Annotated in this window: 14 protein-coding genes and 2 pseudogenes; 9 read left to right on the top strand and 7 right to left on the bottom strand. The window is 69.7% G+C overall.

Annotated elements, in window-relative coordinates; translation table 11 throughout:
- The first annotated feature begins 108 nt into the window (after positions 1-108).
- The 5 genes from KGS77_RS26095 to KGS77_RS26075 all read left to right on the top strand — a co-directional run bounded on the left by KGS77_RS26095 (position 109) and on the right by KGS77_RS26075 (position 3941).
- A complete protein-coding gene (locus KGS77_RS26095) occupies positions 109-423 on the top strand; it encodes a hypothetical protein (RefSeq protein ID WP_242585531.1) in 315 nt (104 codons plus the stop codon).
- Positions 424-482: 59 nt separating this feature from the next.
- Entirely contained in the window at positions 483-1406 is a 924-nt protein-coding gene (locus KGS77_RS26090; RefSeq protein ID WP_242585529.1) for an aminoglycoside phosphotransferase family protein, read from the top strand.
- Positions 1407-1928: 522 nt separating this feature from the next.
- Positions 1929-2546, top strand: a complete 618-nt coding sequence (locus KGS77_RS26085; RefSeq protein WP_242585527.1) for a DUF6230 family protein — start codon at positions 1929-1931, stop codon at positions 2544-2546.
- Between the two features lies 1 nt (position 2547).
- On the top strand, positions 2548-3246 hold the full coding sequence (locus KGS77_RS26080) for a DUF6114 domain-containing protein (protein ID WP_242585526.1): 699 nt from the start codon (positions 2548-2550) through the stop codon (positions 3244-3246).
- Positions 3243-3941 (top strand): hypothetical protein, encoded by a 699-nt coding sequence (locus tag KGS77_RS26075; protein ID WP_242585524.1) that lies wholly within the window; start codon positions 3243-3245, stop codon positions 3939-3941. The genes KGS77_RS26080 and KGS77_RS26075 overlap by 4 nt, the downstream gene beginning before the upstream one ends.
- A 116-nt stretch (positions 3942-4057) precedes the next feature.
- Here KGS77_RS26075 and KGS77_RS26070 read toward each other — a convergent pair whose 3' ends face one another.
- Positions 4058-4381: a hypothetical protein gene (locus KGS77_RS26070; RefSeq protein WP_242585522.1), complete on the bottom strand. Its 324-nt coding sequence runs from the start codon at positions 4379-4381 to the stop codon at positions 4058-4060.
- Between the two features lie 104 nt (positions 4382-4485).
- Positions 4486-6111, bottom strand: coding sequence for a cytochrome c oxidase subunit I (gene ctaD, locus KGS77_RS26065; protein WP_242585520.1), 1626 nt, complete (start codon positions 6109-6111; stop codon positions 4486-4488).
- Positions 6112-6192: 81 nt separating this feature from the next.
- Between ctaD and KGS77_RS26060 the strand changes: the two are divergent.
- Both KGS77_RS26060 and KGS77_RS26055 read left to right on the top strand, forming a co-directional pair.
- A pseudogene (locus KGS77_RS26060) lies at positions 6193-6696 on the top strand (sigma-70 family RNA polymerase sigma factor); the annotation flags it as partial.
- Between the two features lie 250 nt (positions 6697-6946).
- Positions 6947-8011 carry a CU044_5270 family protein gene (locus KGS77_RS26055; RefSeq protein ID WP_242585519.1) on the top strand — a complete coding sequence of 355 codons (1065 nt, stop codon included), beginning with the start codon at positions 6947-6949 and terminating at the stop codon, positions 8009-8011.
- A 225-nt stretch (positions 8012-8236) separates the two neighbouring features.
- Here the strand turns inward: KGS77_RS26055 and KGS77_RS26050 are convergent, their stop codons facing one another.
- The 4 genes and pseudogenes from KGS77_RS26050 to KGS77_RS26035 form a co-directional block, all read right to left on the bottom strand.
- Positions 8237-9244, bottom strand: coding sequence for an aldo/keto reductase (locus KGS77_RS26050; RefSeq protein WP_242585518.1), 1008 nt, complete (start codon positions 9242-9244; stop codon positions 8237-8239).
- The gene (locus tag KGS77_RS26045; protein WP_242585517.1) at positions 9241-9513 is read right to left on the bottom strand and encodes a DUF397 domain-containing protein; all 273 of its coding nucleotides are present in this window, start codon (positions 9511-9513) and stop codon (positions 9241-9243) included. Before KGS77_RS26045 ends, KGS77_RS26050 begins: the two co-directional genes overlap by 4 nt.
- A pseudogene (locus KGS77_RS26040) lies at positions 9497-9598 on the bottom strand (XRE family transcriptional regulator); the annotation flags it as partial. The pseudogene KGS77_RS26040 and the gene KGS77_RS26045, both read right to left, overlap by 17 nt.
- A gap of 245 nt (positions 9599-9843) precedes the next feature.
- Positions 9844-10461, bottom strand: coding sequence for a superoxide dismutase family protein (locus KGS77_RS26035; protein WP_242585515.1), 618 nt, complete (start codon positions 10459-10461; stop codon positions 9844-9846).
- A 212-nt stretch (positions 10462-10673) separates the two neighbouring features.
- Between KGS77_RS26035 and KGS77_RS26030 the strand changes: the two genes are divergently transcribed.
- The gene (locus KGS77_RS26030; RefSeq protein WP_242585513.1) at positions 10674-12368 is read left to right on the top strand and encodes a carboxylesterase family protein; all 1695 of its coding nucleotides are present in this window, start codon (positions 10674-10676) and stop codon (positions 12366-12368) included.
- 265 nt (positions 12369-12633) lie between these two features.
- On the top strand, positions 12634-14175 hold the full coding sequence (locus KGS77_RS26025; protein WP_242587688.1) for an SDR family NAD(P)-dependent oxidoreductase: 1542 nt from the start codon (positions 12634-12636) through the stop codon (positions 14173-14175).
- 111 nt (positions 14176-14286) lie between these two features.
- On the opposite strand, the gene KGS77_RS26020 is transcribed toward KGS77_RS26025, so the two are convergent.
- The gene (locus KGS77_RS26020; protein ID WP_242585511.1) at positions 14287-14997 is read right to left on the bottom strand and encodes a hypothetical protein; all 711 of its coding nucleotides are present in this window, start codon (positions 14995-14997) and stop codon (positions 14287-14289) included.
- Positions 14998-15034 lie beyond the last annotated feature (37 nt).

Below are 15034 nucleotides of genomic sequence, written 5' to 3'. Positions count from 1 at the left end.
AGGGGCGGTGTCATCCTCAGCGGTGATGCTCCCGTCCCCGCGGTACGCCAGGCTTGATCCCGACAGCAATACCCGACCCACTCGCACTCCACCGGAATCGGCCCCACGATGAACATTCGTACGCGTACCGTCCTCGCCGCCGCCGTGCTCATGGCCGTCGCCGCGGCCCCGGCCATTCCCGCCTTCACGTCGGTCATGACTCCGGCCGCCTCCTCACCCGTCATCGTGTCCGACTCCACCGACTCCCGGCCGGTCAACCCCGCGTCCACCGGCCCCACTTCCACCGGCCCCAGTTCCACCGACTCCTCTTCCACCGGCTCCACTTCCACCGGTCCCGTGGCCATCGGCCCCACGCCTGCCGGCCCCGCATCCGCCGGACCCATGTCCGCCGTGCGCGCCGCGTGGTCCATACCGTCGGAGTGACAGCGGGGGGCATCGGGGCATCGGAGGCGGCTTCTACTGTCCCGGTACTGTGACTTCGTATGACCGACGTCGAGATCGAGATCACCGCAGACTTGGTCCATGACCTGCTGCAGGAGCAGCATCCGGACCTTGCAGGGCTGGCCGTCCGCGAAGTAGCGGGCGGATGGGACAACCAACAGTGGCGCCTCGGGGACGAGTTGGTCGTACGCATGCCGCGTACGGAACGTGCTCCGGATCTCCAGCGCAAGGAGTGCCGGTGGCTGCCTGTCCTGGCCCCGCGCCTGCCGCTCCCGGTCCCGAACCCTATGCGGGTCGGTGAACCGTCCGCGCGCTTTCCGAAACCCTGGACCATCATGACGTGGGTTTCTGGCGAGCCACTGGACTCCGCCTCGATCAGCCGCGGCGACCACGCGGCTGACACGCTGGCGGACTTCCTCAGGGCGCTGCACATCGAGGCTCCCGCTGAGGCGCCGACCGGTTCGGACCGCGGCGCTCACCCCAAGAAGTACATGGACGGCTTCGATCACTTCTTCGAAGCCGTTGCACCTGGCGGCATCGCCGACGAGGTCCGGGCCGTCTGGGATGACGCCGTTGCGGCGCCCGAGTGGGAGGGCCCGCCGGTATGGGTGCACGGTGATCTTCATCCGGCGAATGTCGTCGTCTCGGACGGGACGCTTTCGGGTGTGATCGACTTCGGTGACATGTTCGCCGGCGATCCAGCCTGGGACCTCGCGGCTGCATGGGTGGTCCTTCCCGCAGGTGCCGCCTCACGGTTCTTCGATGCGTATGCGCATGCGCATGCTGACGAGGCGACGATCCGGCGCGCTCGTGGGCTGGCTGCTCTGAAAAGTCTGTTCCTCGTGCTTATGGGGCAGAACGGAGACCGGGGGCTTCCTGGTGGCAAGCCGGCATGGGGCCCCGCAGGCCGGGCAGCGCTTGATCGTGTCGTGGCAGATCGTGTCGTGGGCGGCGGTCTGAGGTAGATACCGGGCATCGCTCGCGATGTTCTCGCGCGGGCCGGGCGCCGTGGCCGCTCCCGGGATCGCCGTGTTCGGCGCGAAAGGCGTCCGTATGCAGGTGATTGGGCTGGTGAGTGCGGCTGTCGCTGTCGTTCTGCTGACGTTGGGTGCGTGGGTGGGTGGACGGGCGGGGCGGGGGGTTGTGGTCGCTTGCGGTGGGTGGGTGACGCGGTGTGGTGGGGGTGTCGGTAAGCCTGGAGGGGTGGGTGCCTGGGGGCTGTGAGGGTGGGGCTGGGGGTGGGGTCATCTGAAAACGTCGCGTCCTCAACCTTGTCACCACCCATTGGTGGTCTTACATTCAACTCGCCAGTAACACCGGCAAGTTCTACACAACTGTGTGCGGCCCTTCACGCTGCCCGCAGAACCGCACCACTCCGTCCGTTTTTCTCCACACTCCCCCCACTTCTCCGCTTGCTCGCTCCCTCACGTTCTCCCCCCACATGTTCGACAGCGCGATCTACTGCTCTTCGAAGGGGATTTACGTCAATGAAGGACGCACACGGCAGACATGTGACGGGACGCGTGAGCTGGCGGAAGTTCGCCGTGCTGTCCGTCCCGGGCTTCGCCGCCACGGCCGCGCTGGCCATCGCCCTGGCCAACGGTGCGCTGGCGGCCTCGTTCGCCGTTTCCGGTCAGCAGTTCAAGGTGTCCGCCGACAGCCTTGAGGGCAATGGCTTCGCCCAGTACGGCAGCGTCGACCGCAACGCCCGCGACGAGCTGCTGCCGGTCGCCGTGACCGCCATCAAGTCGGCCGAGCTGCACAACCTGTGCCAGTCCGTCGTCACCACACTGCCGATCATCGGTGACATCTCGCTCAACCTCAGTGCCGGCAAGAAGAAGCCGGTCGAGGCGACCAATCTCTTTGTCGACGCGACTCAGCTCTCCGGCAACGCGGACTTCGACAACATCGAGATCGGCCGCGATGCCTCGACCCTGGACAAGGGCCCGGAGACCGCCCAGGGCATGCAGGATCTCTTCGCCCAGCAGGCCGACAAGGTCAAGATCACCAAGCTGCGGCAGACCGCCTGGGCGACCAATGCGGGGACCTTCAAGCTGTCCGGCCTGAGCATGAACATCACCAAGGGCAAGAAGGAATGCTACTGACATGACGGCCGCTCTCGGACCGGACCGCCGCCCCGGAACTCCCACCATCGCCAGTGCGGCCACGGATGCCGGTACGGCCACGGATGCCAGTGCGGAGACGGGTGCTCCAGCCGAGGGCCATGCGGGCACCGGGCCGTACGCCGGGGGCGGTCCGGCCGTGGGCGCTGACGGCGTGGTTCCGGGCTCCGGCGCGCGTCTGGGGCCATGGGCCCGGTGGCGGCGCTGGCGCAAGGGGCGTCCCTTCTGGGGTGGCCTGGCGGCGATCGTCGCGGGGGCGGAAATCTGCGCCATCCCTCTGGCACCGTTGAAGATCATGCTCCAGCAGGGCATCGCCGGGATCCCGTCCGTACTCATGGGACTGGTGATGATCCTGATGGGGCTGGCCGCGTGGTTCGCGCCGCACTACCGGGGACTGGCGGGAATTCTCACCGTCATGGTCGCCGCGGCGGCGCTGGTCATGTCCAATCTCGGCGGGTTCCTCTTCGGCACGGTCGTCGGCATTCTCGGTGGCGGCATGATCTTCGCCTGGCAGCCACGCCCCGTGGCCGGGCCCGATCCTGTGCCGCCGACCGGTACGCGTACGGATCACGCAGCCGCGCTCGCGCCCCTCTCCGTACCCGTACCCGCTTCCACCTCCACGCCCATGCCTACGTCCGCACCTGCACCCGCACCCGCACCCGCAGAAGGAGACACGAGATGACGCACGGAGCTTTACGTTCGCGTACGCTGCTCGCCGCCGGAACGGGAATCCTCGCGTCCGCCGCGATGACACTGGCCGTCACCGGCCCGGCCGCCGCTCAGCCCACCGCCACCGGGCCCGGAAACGGCCCCGCCGCCGGGTCCACCACCGTCTCCCCCGCCGGGCATTCCTACGTCGCCGAACTCAACGGCGGCGGCAAGGCGACGTTCAAAGCCGGTTCGGTGACGGTGACCTGCTCCGTCTCGAAGGCCGACGGGCAGGTCCCGGCCGCTCCCGACAACCACAACGCGGACGGACCGGTCAGCAACACCATCGGTGCGCCGAGCTACAGCTCGTGCACCACCAGCCTGCCCGGCGTCAGCGCCACCATCACCACCGGCGGGCCCTGGGGCGTCTCGATGCAGAACGGGGCGCCGGCGACCGCCGGGCTGACCATCCCGTCCGGCGGCTTCGTCCTGAAGACCAGCGGACTGGCGAGTTGTACGGTGACCGCGGCACCCAGCGCGCCGGCGACCGTGACCGGCACCTGGACCAACGGCAGCCCGTCCTCCCTGACCTTCACCAACGCCTCGGTGCCGGTCACGGTGACCGGCGGGTTCGGCTGCCCGACCAGCGCGACCACCTCGACGTTCAACGCCACGTACAAGGTGTCCGACACCACCGACCCGGCCGCCTCGATCACCGTTTCCGACTGACGACGGCCCGCGGCGGGCGCGGGCGCTCACGTCCGGCCCTGCGCCCGGCCCCGCCCCGGGTCGCGCCCTCGATCGTGGCCGCGACCAGGCCCCGGCTCAGGTCATCGCCGTTGTCCTCACCGCGAAGTGAGGACAACGGCCGCCACCGTCACCACGGCGACCGCGAGTACGAAGGCGGTGGCGAGCCGGCGGCGCAGCACGCGGTACACACCCTCGTACTCGGCCCGCAATTCACCGCTGCGGGCCGCAATTCTCTTCAGGTAGGCACGCGAGACCTCCAAATGGTCCTGCCGGTAAAGCCGCTCGACCTCCTCCCGCTGGGAATCGGTCAGCCATGGCATGGCGGCGCAGAAATCCTGTGCACGCGTCCGGGCCTTGTCCTTCTCCGCCTCCCAGAGGAGATATCCCTCGATCTCGTTGATGGCCTGTGCGGAACTCATGCCCGAAGTCATTCCCGCAGTCATGCCCGCCCCCGTGCCTGCGCTCATGCCCGTACTCACCCCGCTGCTCATTCCGCTGCTCATTCCGCTGTTCGTCCTGCCGCTCATACGAGGGCTCGCTTTCCCTTGTCGGGCTCCAGCTCCGGAGCGCCGATCTCCGGATGGTGCAGGTCGAACGCCGGCGATTCGCTACGTATACGGGGCAGCGAGACGAAGTTGTGCCGCGGCGGCGGGCAGGAGGTCGCCCATTCCAGCGAACGGCCGTAACCCCACGGGTCGTCGACCTCCACCTTCTTGCCGTACTTGGCCGTCTTCCACACGTTGTAGAGGAACGGCAGGATCGACAGGCCCAGCAGGAACGAGAAGACGGTCGATACGGTGTTCAGGGCGGTGAAGCCGTCGGCGGCCAGGTAATCGGGAATGCGGCGGAGCATTCCTTCCGCGCCCAGCCAGTGCTGGACGAGGAAGGTGCCGTGGAAGCCGATGAACAGCGTCCAGAACGTGATCTTGCCGAGCCGCTCGTCCAGCATCTTGCCGGTGAACTTCGGCCACCAGAAGTGGAAGCCGGCGAACATCGCGAAGACGACCGTACCGAAGATGACGTAGTGGAAGTGCGCCACCACGAAGTACGAGTCCGAGACGTGGAAGTCCATCGGCGGCGACGCCAGGATCACACCGGTCAGACCACCGAAGGTGAAGGTGATCAGGAAGCCGACCGCCCACAGCATCGGCGTCTCGAAGGACAGCGAGCCCTTCCACATCGTGCCGATCCAGTTGAAGAACTTCACACCGGTCGGCACCGCGATCAGGAACGTCATGAAGGAGAAGAACGGCAACAGCACGCCGCCCGTCACATACATGTGGTGCGCCCACACCGTCACCGACAGACCGGCGATCGAAATGGTGGCCGCGACCAGGCCCCAGTAACCGAACATCGGCTTCCGGGAGAACACCGGAATGACCTCGGAAATGATGCCGAAGAACGGCAGCGCGATGATGTAGACCTCGGGATGGCCGAAGAACCAGAACAGGTGCTGCCACAACAGCGCCCCGCCGTTGGCCGCATCGAAGACATGCGCCCCGAATTTACGGTCCGCCTCCAGCGCGAACAGCGCCGCGGCCAGCACCGGGAAGGCCAGCAGCACCAGCACACCGGTGAGCAGCACGTTCCAGGTGAAGATCGGCATACGGAACATCGTCATGCCCGGAGCGCGCATGCAGATGATCGTGGTGATGAAGTTGACCGAGCCCAGGATCGTACCGAAACCGGAGAACGCCAGACCCATGATCCACATGTCGGCGCCGATTCCCGGTGAATGCGTGGCGCCGGAAAGTGGCGCGTAGGCGAACCACCCGAAATCCGCCGCTCCCTGGGGTGTGAGAAAACCTCCGACCGCGATCAGCGAGCCGAAGAGGTAGAGCCAGTAGGCGAACATGTTCAGCCGCGGGAACGCCACGTCGGGCGCGCCGATCTGCAGCGGCATGATCCAGTTCGCGAACCCGGCGAACAGCGGCGTCGCGAACATCAGCAGCATGATCGTGCCGTGCATCGTGAACGCCTGGTTGAACTGCTCGTTCGACATGAGCTGCGTGCCGGGACGGGCCAGTTCGGCGCGCATCAGCAGCGCCAGCAGCCCGCCGAGGCAGAAGAACGCGAACGACGTGACCAGGTACAACGTACCGATCGTCTTGTGGTCGGTGGTCGTCAACCACTTCACTGGAGACCTCATGCCCCGTAGGTGTCCGAGGCCGCTGAAAACTTCACCGGTAGCAGGTGTGAAGATCTGCCTCATGCCGGACACCTACGGATCATGAGCACGGACGACGCCTTCGCCGATGCCTATCGCGCGCACTACTGGGCGGTCAGCCGCTTCGTGGCGCGCCGACTGGACGGCCAGGCACACGAGGTCGAGGAAGTGGTGGCGGAGGTTTTCTCCATAGCCTGGAGACGCCGCGCCGAGCTTCCCGAGTCGCCGCTGCCCTGGCTGTACGGGGTGGCCCGCAACTGCCTGGCCAATACGGTGCGCGGGCTCGGCCGCTACCGGCGCCTGCTGCACCGGCTGGGCCACCACGAGACCGCGCACAACCGGCAGACCGTGGAGAGCCCCGACGCCGAGCAGCCGGGCTCGTGGGTCCATGAGGCCCTCGCCCGCCTCTCCCCCGCCGACCAGGAGGTGCTGCGCCTGACGGCGTGGGAGGAGCTGAACACCGAGGAACTGGCCGTCACGCTGGACTGCAGCCCCAGCGCGGCGGCGATGCGCCTGCACCGGGCCCGGGCCCGTCTCCGTACGCAGATCGAACGCATGCAGATGTCCACCGCCACGACCGCCCGCACGACCGCCCGCACGACGACCAGTACGACGCCCCGTACGACGCCCCCTACGGGAGGCCGCACGACGACCCGTACGGCGGCCGAGCGCGGCGAACCAAACAGAACCAGTGGACGAAATGGGCCAAGCGGCCGAAACGGACGAAACGAGCGAGGTGAATGGGGCGAACGGGCCGAGCGGAGCCTGCGTCCCCTGTCCGTACAGCCGGTGATCACCCAAGCAGGAGGCCGCAGCCATGGCTGACGAACTGGAGCTGTTGCGGCAGGCCGACCCCGCCCCCGCCCACGACGGGCCCTGGCGCGACCGGCCGCTGCCCGCACACGCCGAGGACCATCTGAACACGCTGCTGACCAGCACGGAGCCGTCGCCCTGGCCCGTCCTCAAGCCCAAGCCCCCGCGTGGCGCCCGGCCCAGGCCCGCACCCCGGCCCCGGCGCCGACGGCTCGTACTGAGCTTCGGCGCGGCGTCCGCCGCCCTCCTCGCCGCGCTCACCTTCACGGTCTCCGGCGTCGGCACCACCCCCGCCGTGGCCGCCCCCTCCGCACTCGTCCCGCGCCACGACGCCCCGCCCGTCCCCCTGGACGAGATCGCCGACCGGGCGCGGGACAGGGCGCGAGCGGCCGGTCCGGGCGCCGGGCCGCGCCGGGGCGCCCATCTCCAGAGCTGGAGCCTGAGCATGCAGGCGGGCGAGGACGCCGCGCCGCCCGTCACCGTTCCCGAGGAGAGCCTGACCCGCTGGAACCCGGACGGCAGCGGCTCGGAACTGGTCGTCGCCACCGACCCGCTCCACCCCGGCCGCCCGGTGATCGACGACAACGGCGGCAAGTGGCGCACGGTCAACGACGGCAAGGTCCTGCACCGCCAGCACTATCCGCCCGGGTCCGCCGGCCACGGCGTCGTCTCCCGTACGAAGCCGCCCACCGATCCCACGGCCCTGCGCGCCTTCCTCGCCTCCCTTTACGGGGGCGCGGAAACCAGGACGCCGCAGCTCCTCCTGGCCCTGTCGACGTACCTCCAGGAGTGGACGCCGGGGCCACGCGAGCGCGCCGCCGTGGCCCGGATGCTGGCCGGCACGGACGGCCTGCACCCGGTGGGCGAGGTCGTCGACCGGCTCGGCCGCCGCGGCCAGGCGTACGTGTACGACGGCCCCGACGGCGCCATGGACGCCACCCGCCACATGGTGATCCTCGACCCCGACACCGGCGCGGTCCTGGGCATCGAGGTGACCTCCACCAAAGATCTGGGCGAGTTCAAGATCAAGGAGGGCGATGTGCTGTCGTACGACGCGTGGATGCGGTAGCACCGTACGCGGCCGGGCGCCGTACGCAGCCGGTCACGGGGCGCGGCCGGTCACGGGGCGCGGCCGGTCACGGGGCGCGGCTCGTCACGGCGCGCGGCCCGTCACGGCGCGCGGCCGGCGGCCGTGGCGTACGGCCTATGTACGGCCCGCGCCCGCTGACCGGCCGGTGGGCGCGGGCCGACCGGTCAGTGGCTCAGTGGCCCAGCCGGTCAGTGGCCCAGCCGGTCAGTGGCCCAGCCGCGCCAGGGCCTGTACCGGATAACGCTCCCCGGCAACTGACGCGTCGGGCACTGCCGCCCGCAGCCGCCCGGCCTGCTCCGCGGTCAGGTCCAGTTCCACCGCGGCGGCGTTCTCCTCGACGTACCGCGTCCGTTTCGTCCCCGGGATCGGTACGATGTCCTGCCCCTGGGCCAGCAGCCAGCCGAGCGCCGCCTGCGCGGGCGTACAGCCGAACTCGGCGGCCAGGCGGCGCACCTCCCGTACGAGCGCGAGGTTACGGCCGATGTTCTGCTCCGAGAAGCGGGGCCAGCGGCGCCGGTTGTCCTCTTCGGTCAGCTCCTCGCGCGAGGTGAGCGCCCCGGCGAGCATGCCGCGCCCCAGGGGCGAGTACGCCACGACGGTGATCCCCAGCTCACGGCAGGTGGCCAGCATCTCGCCCTCCACCACGTCCCTGGTGAACAGCGAGTACTCCAACTGCACGGCGCTGATCGGATGGACGGCGTGCGCGGCCCGCAGCGTCGCGGCGCTCACCTCGGAGAGCCCCAGGTGCCGGACCTTGCCGGCCGCCACCAGCTCCGCCATGGCGCCGACGGTGTCCTCTATGGGGGTCTCGGGATTACGGCGGTGGGCGTAATACAGGTCGATGTGGTCGACGCCGAGGCGGCGCAAGGAGGCGTCGCAGGCGACCGGTACGTACTCCGGTGAGGTGTCGACGTCCCCGACCCGCCCCGAGGCGGCGTCGTGCCGCAGCCCGAACTTGGTCGAAAGGAACACGCCGTCCGTGTTCGAGCGGCGGGTACGCAGCCAGTCGGCGATGAACTCCTCGTTGGCGCCACGGCCGTACGCGTCGGCCGTGTCGAGCAGCGTGACGCCCAGCTCGGCGGCGCGGTCGAGCGTCCGCCGCGCTTCGGCCGCGTCCACGGGTCCGTACGCGATCGACATCCCCATACAGCCGAGCCCGATCGCGGAGACGTCGCACGCCGCGTCCCCGGCGCCGAGTTGCCGGAGCCTCACCAGGACCCCTCCGCAGCCGTCGCGACGAACGCCGCGAACGCGGCCGGGGGAACGGTGAGTACGGGCCCCTCGGGGTCCTTGGAGTCACGGACGGCTACGGCGGCGGGGAGGGGGGCTGTCTCGACGCACTCGCCGCCGGTGTCGCCGCTGTAGCTCAGCTTCCGCCAAGTGGCACCGAGGAGCGCACACTCGATGCGCGATCCCCCCGCATCACCACTGTGACTCGACCTACGCCACTGGACGCCGGTCACGTCAGATGTGCACTCCACAGCGTTCCTCCATCACGCGCTGGATCAGCTCCGCCGAGTCCTTCAGTGACAGAGCCGCGGCCTGGAGGTGATCGTAACGAAGCGAACGAGCCTCACCTTCAGGCGGATTGGCGATTGAGTGCACTTCTTCTCGGCACCAATTCCGTCAGCCGCGTCAGGGCGCCGCCCGTATCGAGCGCCGCGTCCACCCGTTCGCTGAACTTGAAGGTCGGCACCTTCCATCGTACGGCATGTGCCCGACCGGCGTGGCGGTGATCACCGCCACGCCGTACTTCTGCCCGCACCTCCCGCACATACGGTTGGCGCCCTTCTCTCCGCCGCGCAGCTCCCTCATACGAACGGGACGTTGACGCAGGCGAGCCGGGCGCCCGCCATTCCGGCGTGCCCCGGCTCGGTCTCGGTCGCGTGCTCGTGGACGACCACGGAACGCGCCTGACCTGCCCGGAAGTGCCAGTCGACCCGGGCCACCGCCCCGCCGTCGCCGTCTTCATCCGTCGTGAAGTCGAGCCACACCTCGTTGCGGGGGTTGGCGTACGCAGGGTCCGTCGAAGGCTGAACCGGGTCGGGCACGTTCTGGTAGTGCGGCCCGGAGTCGGCGGGTTGGGGGCCGCACGGCTTGGTGTGTACGTGGGCACCGTACGTACGGTCCGGTACGAGGCCCTTCAGGCGCAGGACGACGGTCGTACCGCCACCCTTGCCGCCTTTGCCGGCGTTCTTGTCGTCCTTGCCGTTCTTGTGGCGTCGCTCGACGACCGCCACCCGGCTGCCGGCCGGGACCAGTTTCGGATCGTAGGTGAGCGCCTTGGTGTCCGGGCCGGAACCGGGCGCCGGGACGAATCGGGCGCCGACCACGACATCGGGACACCGTGCCGCGGTGGTGGGCGCGGTGGCCGACACGGCGGCCAGCGAGGCGGTCAGCACTGCCGTGACTGACGTGGCGAAAGGCATGTCCACTCCCTGTGCGGGACGGTTCGGTTCGCTGCCGCTGTGCACCCTTGCGTCTCCTGGGGCCGGGCGCCACCGGGTATCCGGTCAAGTGGGCAACAAATGAGGTGCGGGGCGCGCACGTAAATGGCTGGCGCGGCAGCCACGTACGGCGAATGATGTGCGGGGTCCGGGGCCGCTGCGGGCCTTCTCCACCTGCCTGAGGGGCAGTTGCGATGAGCGTTGACCCGTCGGAATCGTCCAAGTCGCCGGGGCAGTCGGAGTCGTCCGGGTCCCGGCCCGAGGTCCGTACGGCGGCGGGGGCGCTGCGCGGCACCTGGGAAGCGGGGGTGGCGGTCTTCCGTGGCATCCCCTTCGCCGAGCCGCCGGTCGGCTCGCTGCGTTTTGCCGCACCCCGTCCGGCACGGGGGTGGGACGGGGTGCGGGAAGCGGTGGCGTACGGGCCGCCGCCCCCTCAGGGCGGCCATTTCGGGATGGCGGCGCTGGCTCGGGAGGCGGCGGGCGAGGACTGGCTGACGGTCAACGTCTGGACGCCCGAGCCGGGGCCGGGTCCAGAACCGGCGGCGGGCCCGGGCGCGGGCCCGGATGCAGGGCTGCCGGTGATGGTGTGGGTCCAGGGCGGTGCGTACACGATCGGTATGTCCGGTCTCCCGGAGTACGACGGTGGGCTCCTGGCCCGTAACCGTGTCGTCGTCGTGTCGTTCAACTACCGGGTGGGAATTGAGGGTTTCGGGCAGATCGAGGGGGCGCCCGCCAACCGGGGACTGCTGGACCAGATAGCGGCTCTGGAGTGGGTACGGGAGAACATCCGGGCTTTTGGCGGCGACCCGGAGCGTGTCACGGTCTTCGGCCAGTCGGCGGGCGGCGGGTCGGTCGCCGCGCTGCTGGCGATGCCGCGTGCGGCCGGGCTCTTCGGCCGGGCCGTCGTTCAGAGTGCGCAGGGCACGTACTTCTCGCCGGAGCTCGCCGCCGACATCACCGGGGCCTGCGCCGCCGAACTGGGGCTGCGGCCCACAGTGGCCGAGCTGTCCACGGTGGCTCCGGCCCGGCTGTCCGCCGCCAGTGACGCGGTGAGTGATGCAGTTGGTGACGCGGTTGGTCACGCTGTCGGCACCAAGGCGGCTCAGTGGGCGGAGCGCTGGGGCCAGGCCGCGTACGTACCGGTCCTGTTCTCGCCGGTTGTGGACGGCGACACACTGCCTGTCACGCCATGGCAGGCCCTGGCCGACGGCGCCGGCCGGGACATCGCACTCCTCGTCGGCCACACCCGCCACGAGCAGCGGCTGCTGACCGCGCTGAACGGCCTGCTCGGCCAGGTGACGGAGGAGCAGGCGGCGAAGGCTCTGCGCGTCTTCGGTCCCGGCCCGGACGGCGCCCGCCGGTACCGTGACGGCTTTCCGGCCGCGAACCCGGACGAATTGTACGAAATGGTGCGTTCCGACCGGCTGTTCCGTATGCCCTCCCTCCACCTCGCCCAGGCACAGACCGCCGCCGGGAGCCGTGCCCATGTGTACGAGCTGACCTGGCCCGCGCCGGGCATGGGCGGCGTTCTCGGTGCCTGCCACGGGCTCGACGTACCGCTCGTCTTCGGCAACCTGGACCGCGGCCAGCCGGCCCTGCTGATCGGCGAAGGTCCGTCCTCGGAGGCCGGTCCGGAAGCAGGGACGGTGGTGGGGACCGCGGTGGGGACGGAAGCGCGGGGGGAAGCGGAGGCGCTGTCCGCCCGCATGCGCGCCGCGTGGACGGCGTTCGCCACTCACGGCGACCCGGGCTGGCCCGCGTACGACGGTGAGCAACGTCTCGTACGGCTCTTCGACGCCGAGCCGGCCGTCGCCGCCTATCCGGAGGAGACCTCGCGGCTGATCTGGCAGGACCACACCTTCTCCGTGCTTCCGTTGGTAGGTCGCTGACAGCAACCTTTTGCGGCCTGATCCTTTTGTGACCTGCACTTTTTGCGCCCTGAACTTTTGCGTCCTGTGACATCACTCGCGCTTCGGTGGCACGGGACGTGCGGGTATCTCATCTGTCCGGCCGGTCCTGCATCATGGGTGATCATTGCGCGCAAATGCGCTCACGCGTTCGATGGGGGACCCGGTGGAAGCAGAAGCGGCGGAGCTGCTGGACGAGCACATACAGATCTGTCTGGAGCTGCTGCACCAGGCGCGGCGGCTGCCGATGGAGGACGCCCGGCGGCGTGTGCTGGCGGAGGCGGCCGGTCTGCTCGTACGTGACGAGCGGTCCCGGCTCCGCGCGCAGGCCCGGGCGGAACGGGCTGCGGCCGACGCGAAGCTGCTGGCGGCCACCGCGACCGGTGCGACCGACCGTGTCATGGACGCGCCGCTGCCTACGCCGGAGCGTGCGCACCATGAGCGCGTACCGGACCGGGAGGGCGGGGACGAGTGCGCCAGGCACGGGTGCGACGGGCACGGGTGCGACGGGGGCAAAGGGCTGCTGAATCGTCCGCTGCGGTGCTATGTCTGCAAAGAGCACTACCGACAGGTTCACCACTTCTACCACCTGATGTGCCCGCGGTGCGCCGAGGAGAACCTCGCCCGGCGCACGGCCCGTACCGACCTGACCGGCCGGCGCGCGCTGCTGACCGGCGGGCGCGTCAAGATCGGCCATCAGGTGGCGCTGATGCTTCTGCGCGACGGGGCCGAGCTGACCGTGACGACGCGCTTCCCCCAGGACGCCGTACGGCGCTTCGCGGCGGCACCCGATGCCGCGGACTGGTGGGACCGGCTGCGGATCGCCGCGTTGGACCTGCGCGATCCCCGGCAGGTCCTCGCCTTTACCGACCATCTGCTGTCCGAGGGACTGCCGCTGGACATTCTGATCAACAACGCGGCGCAGACGCTGCACCGTTCCCCTCAGGCGTACGCGGCGCTGGCCGCCGCCGAGTCGACCGAATCCGTCCGGTCCGTCCGGTCCGTCCGGTCCGCTCGGTCGACCGAATCCGTACACGGCTCACCGGCCGCGCCCGAGATCTGGTGCGCTCCAGGGTTCACCGTGCCCGGCCCCCGTACCGCTCCCCTGCCGTGGACGGCGGAACTCACGCACCGTACCGAGGCGCCTTCGCGCTCCGCCCTGCCCGATGCCGCACATCCCGATGCTGTACATCCCGGTGACGCATATCCCGGCGACGCTTGTAACGCCGACGTCCTTCCGGCCGCCCTCCCTCTGCCCCTGCCGCGGCAAGCCGTCGACGAGGCGGGGCTGCTGCCCGATACGGCCGCCGTCAACTCCTGGACGCTCCGGCTGGGGCAGGTGGACCCGGCCGAGCTGCTGGAAGTCCAGCTCGTCAACGCCGTCGCGCCGTTCCTGCTCGCCGACCGCCTGCTTCCCCTTATGGACGCCTCCCCGCACCCGTACCGGTACCTGATCAACGTCTCCGCCGTCGAGGGCCAGTTCGCCGTACGGGAAAAGTCGGGCAACCACCCGCACACCAACATGGCCAAGGCCGCTTTGAACATGCTCACCCGGACCAGCGCGGCCGACCTGGCCGCCCGCGGCATCCACACGTGCAGCGTCGACACGGGCTGGGTCACCGACGAGAAGCCGCTGCCCTTCCGGGAACGGCGCGCGGCCGACGGCTGGCGACCGCCGCTGGACGTCGTGGACGGTGCCGCGCGCGTCTACCACCCCATCGTGCAAGGACAGGCCGGCGCGCCCGTTCACGGCGTGCTGCTCAAGGACTACCGGCAGGTCGCTTGGTAACGGTCCGGGTCCGGCCGACGATCTTCGTCCGGCCGACGGTCTTCGGCGGACCATGCCGGACGGACGATGCCTCACTGACGAAGTCGGACGGACGATGCCTGACGGACAGGTTCAGGCGTCGGGGTTCTTGCCCTGGGCGGTCTTCTTGATGCGGTCGATCTGGAGCTTCGCGAAGTCGGCGTAGGGCTGCCCCTCGCGCAGGTCGATGCTCTCCAGTCGGACCAGGACCGCGCCGACGCGCATGCCGATCTCGGTGGTCTTCCCGGTGAAGGCGTCCGTTTCGTCCGCCCCCGCCTCGACCTTCAGGGGTTTGGCCGCGGACCCGGCTTTACGGCGCTCCGTGGCTGCCAGGCCCTTCAAGGCGGCCTTGGCGTCGTCCGGTGTCCGGAAGGCGTAGACGGTGAATTTCACCTCCCCTACACCCCCCTGCTCGTTCGCCTTTTCCTGCCGGAAGTAGGACCTGCCCCGGGCCAGGAACCCGCCGCAGTTCGTCTTGGTGGCCTCCTGGCACCTGTTCAGAGCGTCGCCCGGGTCGTCGATCTTGGGGGACGTGCCCTCCCAACCCGTGGGGGCGCCGGCCTTGCCGACGAGGGCGGTGCGTACCTGGTCCTCGGTGAGCACGATCGGACGCTCCTGGACCGTGCCGCCCGTCCCGCCCGAAGCCTGTGCGCCCCCCTTCCCGTCGCCTCCGCCGCTGCCGCACGCCGCCAGTCCAGCCATCAGCACGGCCGCCGCCGTGATTCCCCGTACCGCCTTGGTCCCCCGTACCGCTTTGAACACTGCCAGCCCCTCTATCGCTTCGATCCATTGATCATTTCTCACCACTCAAGCGCAGTGACGCCGTACATGACAAGCCGAG

Source organism: Streptomyces sp. MST-110588 (assembly GCF_022695595.1).
Classification (GTDB): Bacteria; Actinomycetota; Actinomycetes; order Streptomycetales; family Streptomycetaceae; genus Streptomyces.
Note: the sequence above shows the minus strand (reverse complement) of the source record. Positions and strands in the feature narration are given on the sequence as shown.

Coding starts and splice junctions, on each gene's coding strand:
- KGS77_RS26095 (WP_242585531.1), top strand. CDS start 109: ATGAACATTCGTACGCGTACCGTCCTCGCCGCCGCCGTGCTCATGGCC.
- KGS77_RS26090 (WP_242585529.1), top strand. CDS start 483: ATGACCGACGTCGAGATCGAGATCACCGCAGACTTGGTCCATGACCTG.
- KGS77_RS26085 (WP_242585527.1), top strand. CDS start 1,929: ATGAAGGACGCACACGGCAGACATGTGACGGGACGCGTGAGCTGGCGG.
- KGS77_RS26080 (WP_242585526.1), top strand. CDS start 2,548: ATGACGGCCGCTCTCGGACCGGACCGCCGCCCCGGAACTCCCACCATC.
- KGS77_RS26075 (WP_242585524.1), top strand. CDS start 3,243: ATGACGCACGGAGCTTTACGTTCGCGTACGCTGCTCGCCGCCGGAACG.
- KGS77_RS26070 (WP_242585522.1), bottom strand. CDS start 4,381: ATGAGTTCCGCACAGGCCATCAACGAGATCGAGGGATATCTCCTCTGG.
- ctaD (WP_242585520.1), bottom strand. CDS start 6,111: ATGAGGTCTCCAGTGAAGTGGTTGACGACCACCGACCACAAGACGATC.
- KGS77_RS26055 (WP_242585519.1), top strand. CDS start 6,947: ATGGCTGACGAACTGGAGCTGTTGCGGCAGGCCGACCCCGCCCCCGCC.
- KGS77_RS26035 (WP_242585515.1), bottom strand. CDS start 10,461: ATGCCTTTCGCCACGTCAGTCACGGCAGTGCTGACCGCCTCGCTGGCC.
- KGS77_RS26030 (WP_242585513.1), top strand. CDS start 10,674: ATGAGCGTTGACCCGTCGGAATCGTCCAAGTCGCCGGGGCAGTCGGAG.
- KGS77_RS26025 (WP_242587688.1), top strand. CDS start 12,634: ATGGAGGACGCCCGGCGGCGTGTGCTGGCGGAGGCGGCCGGTCTGCTC.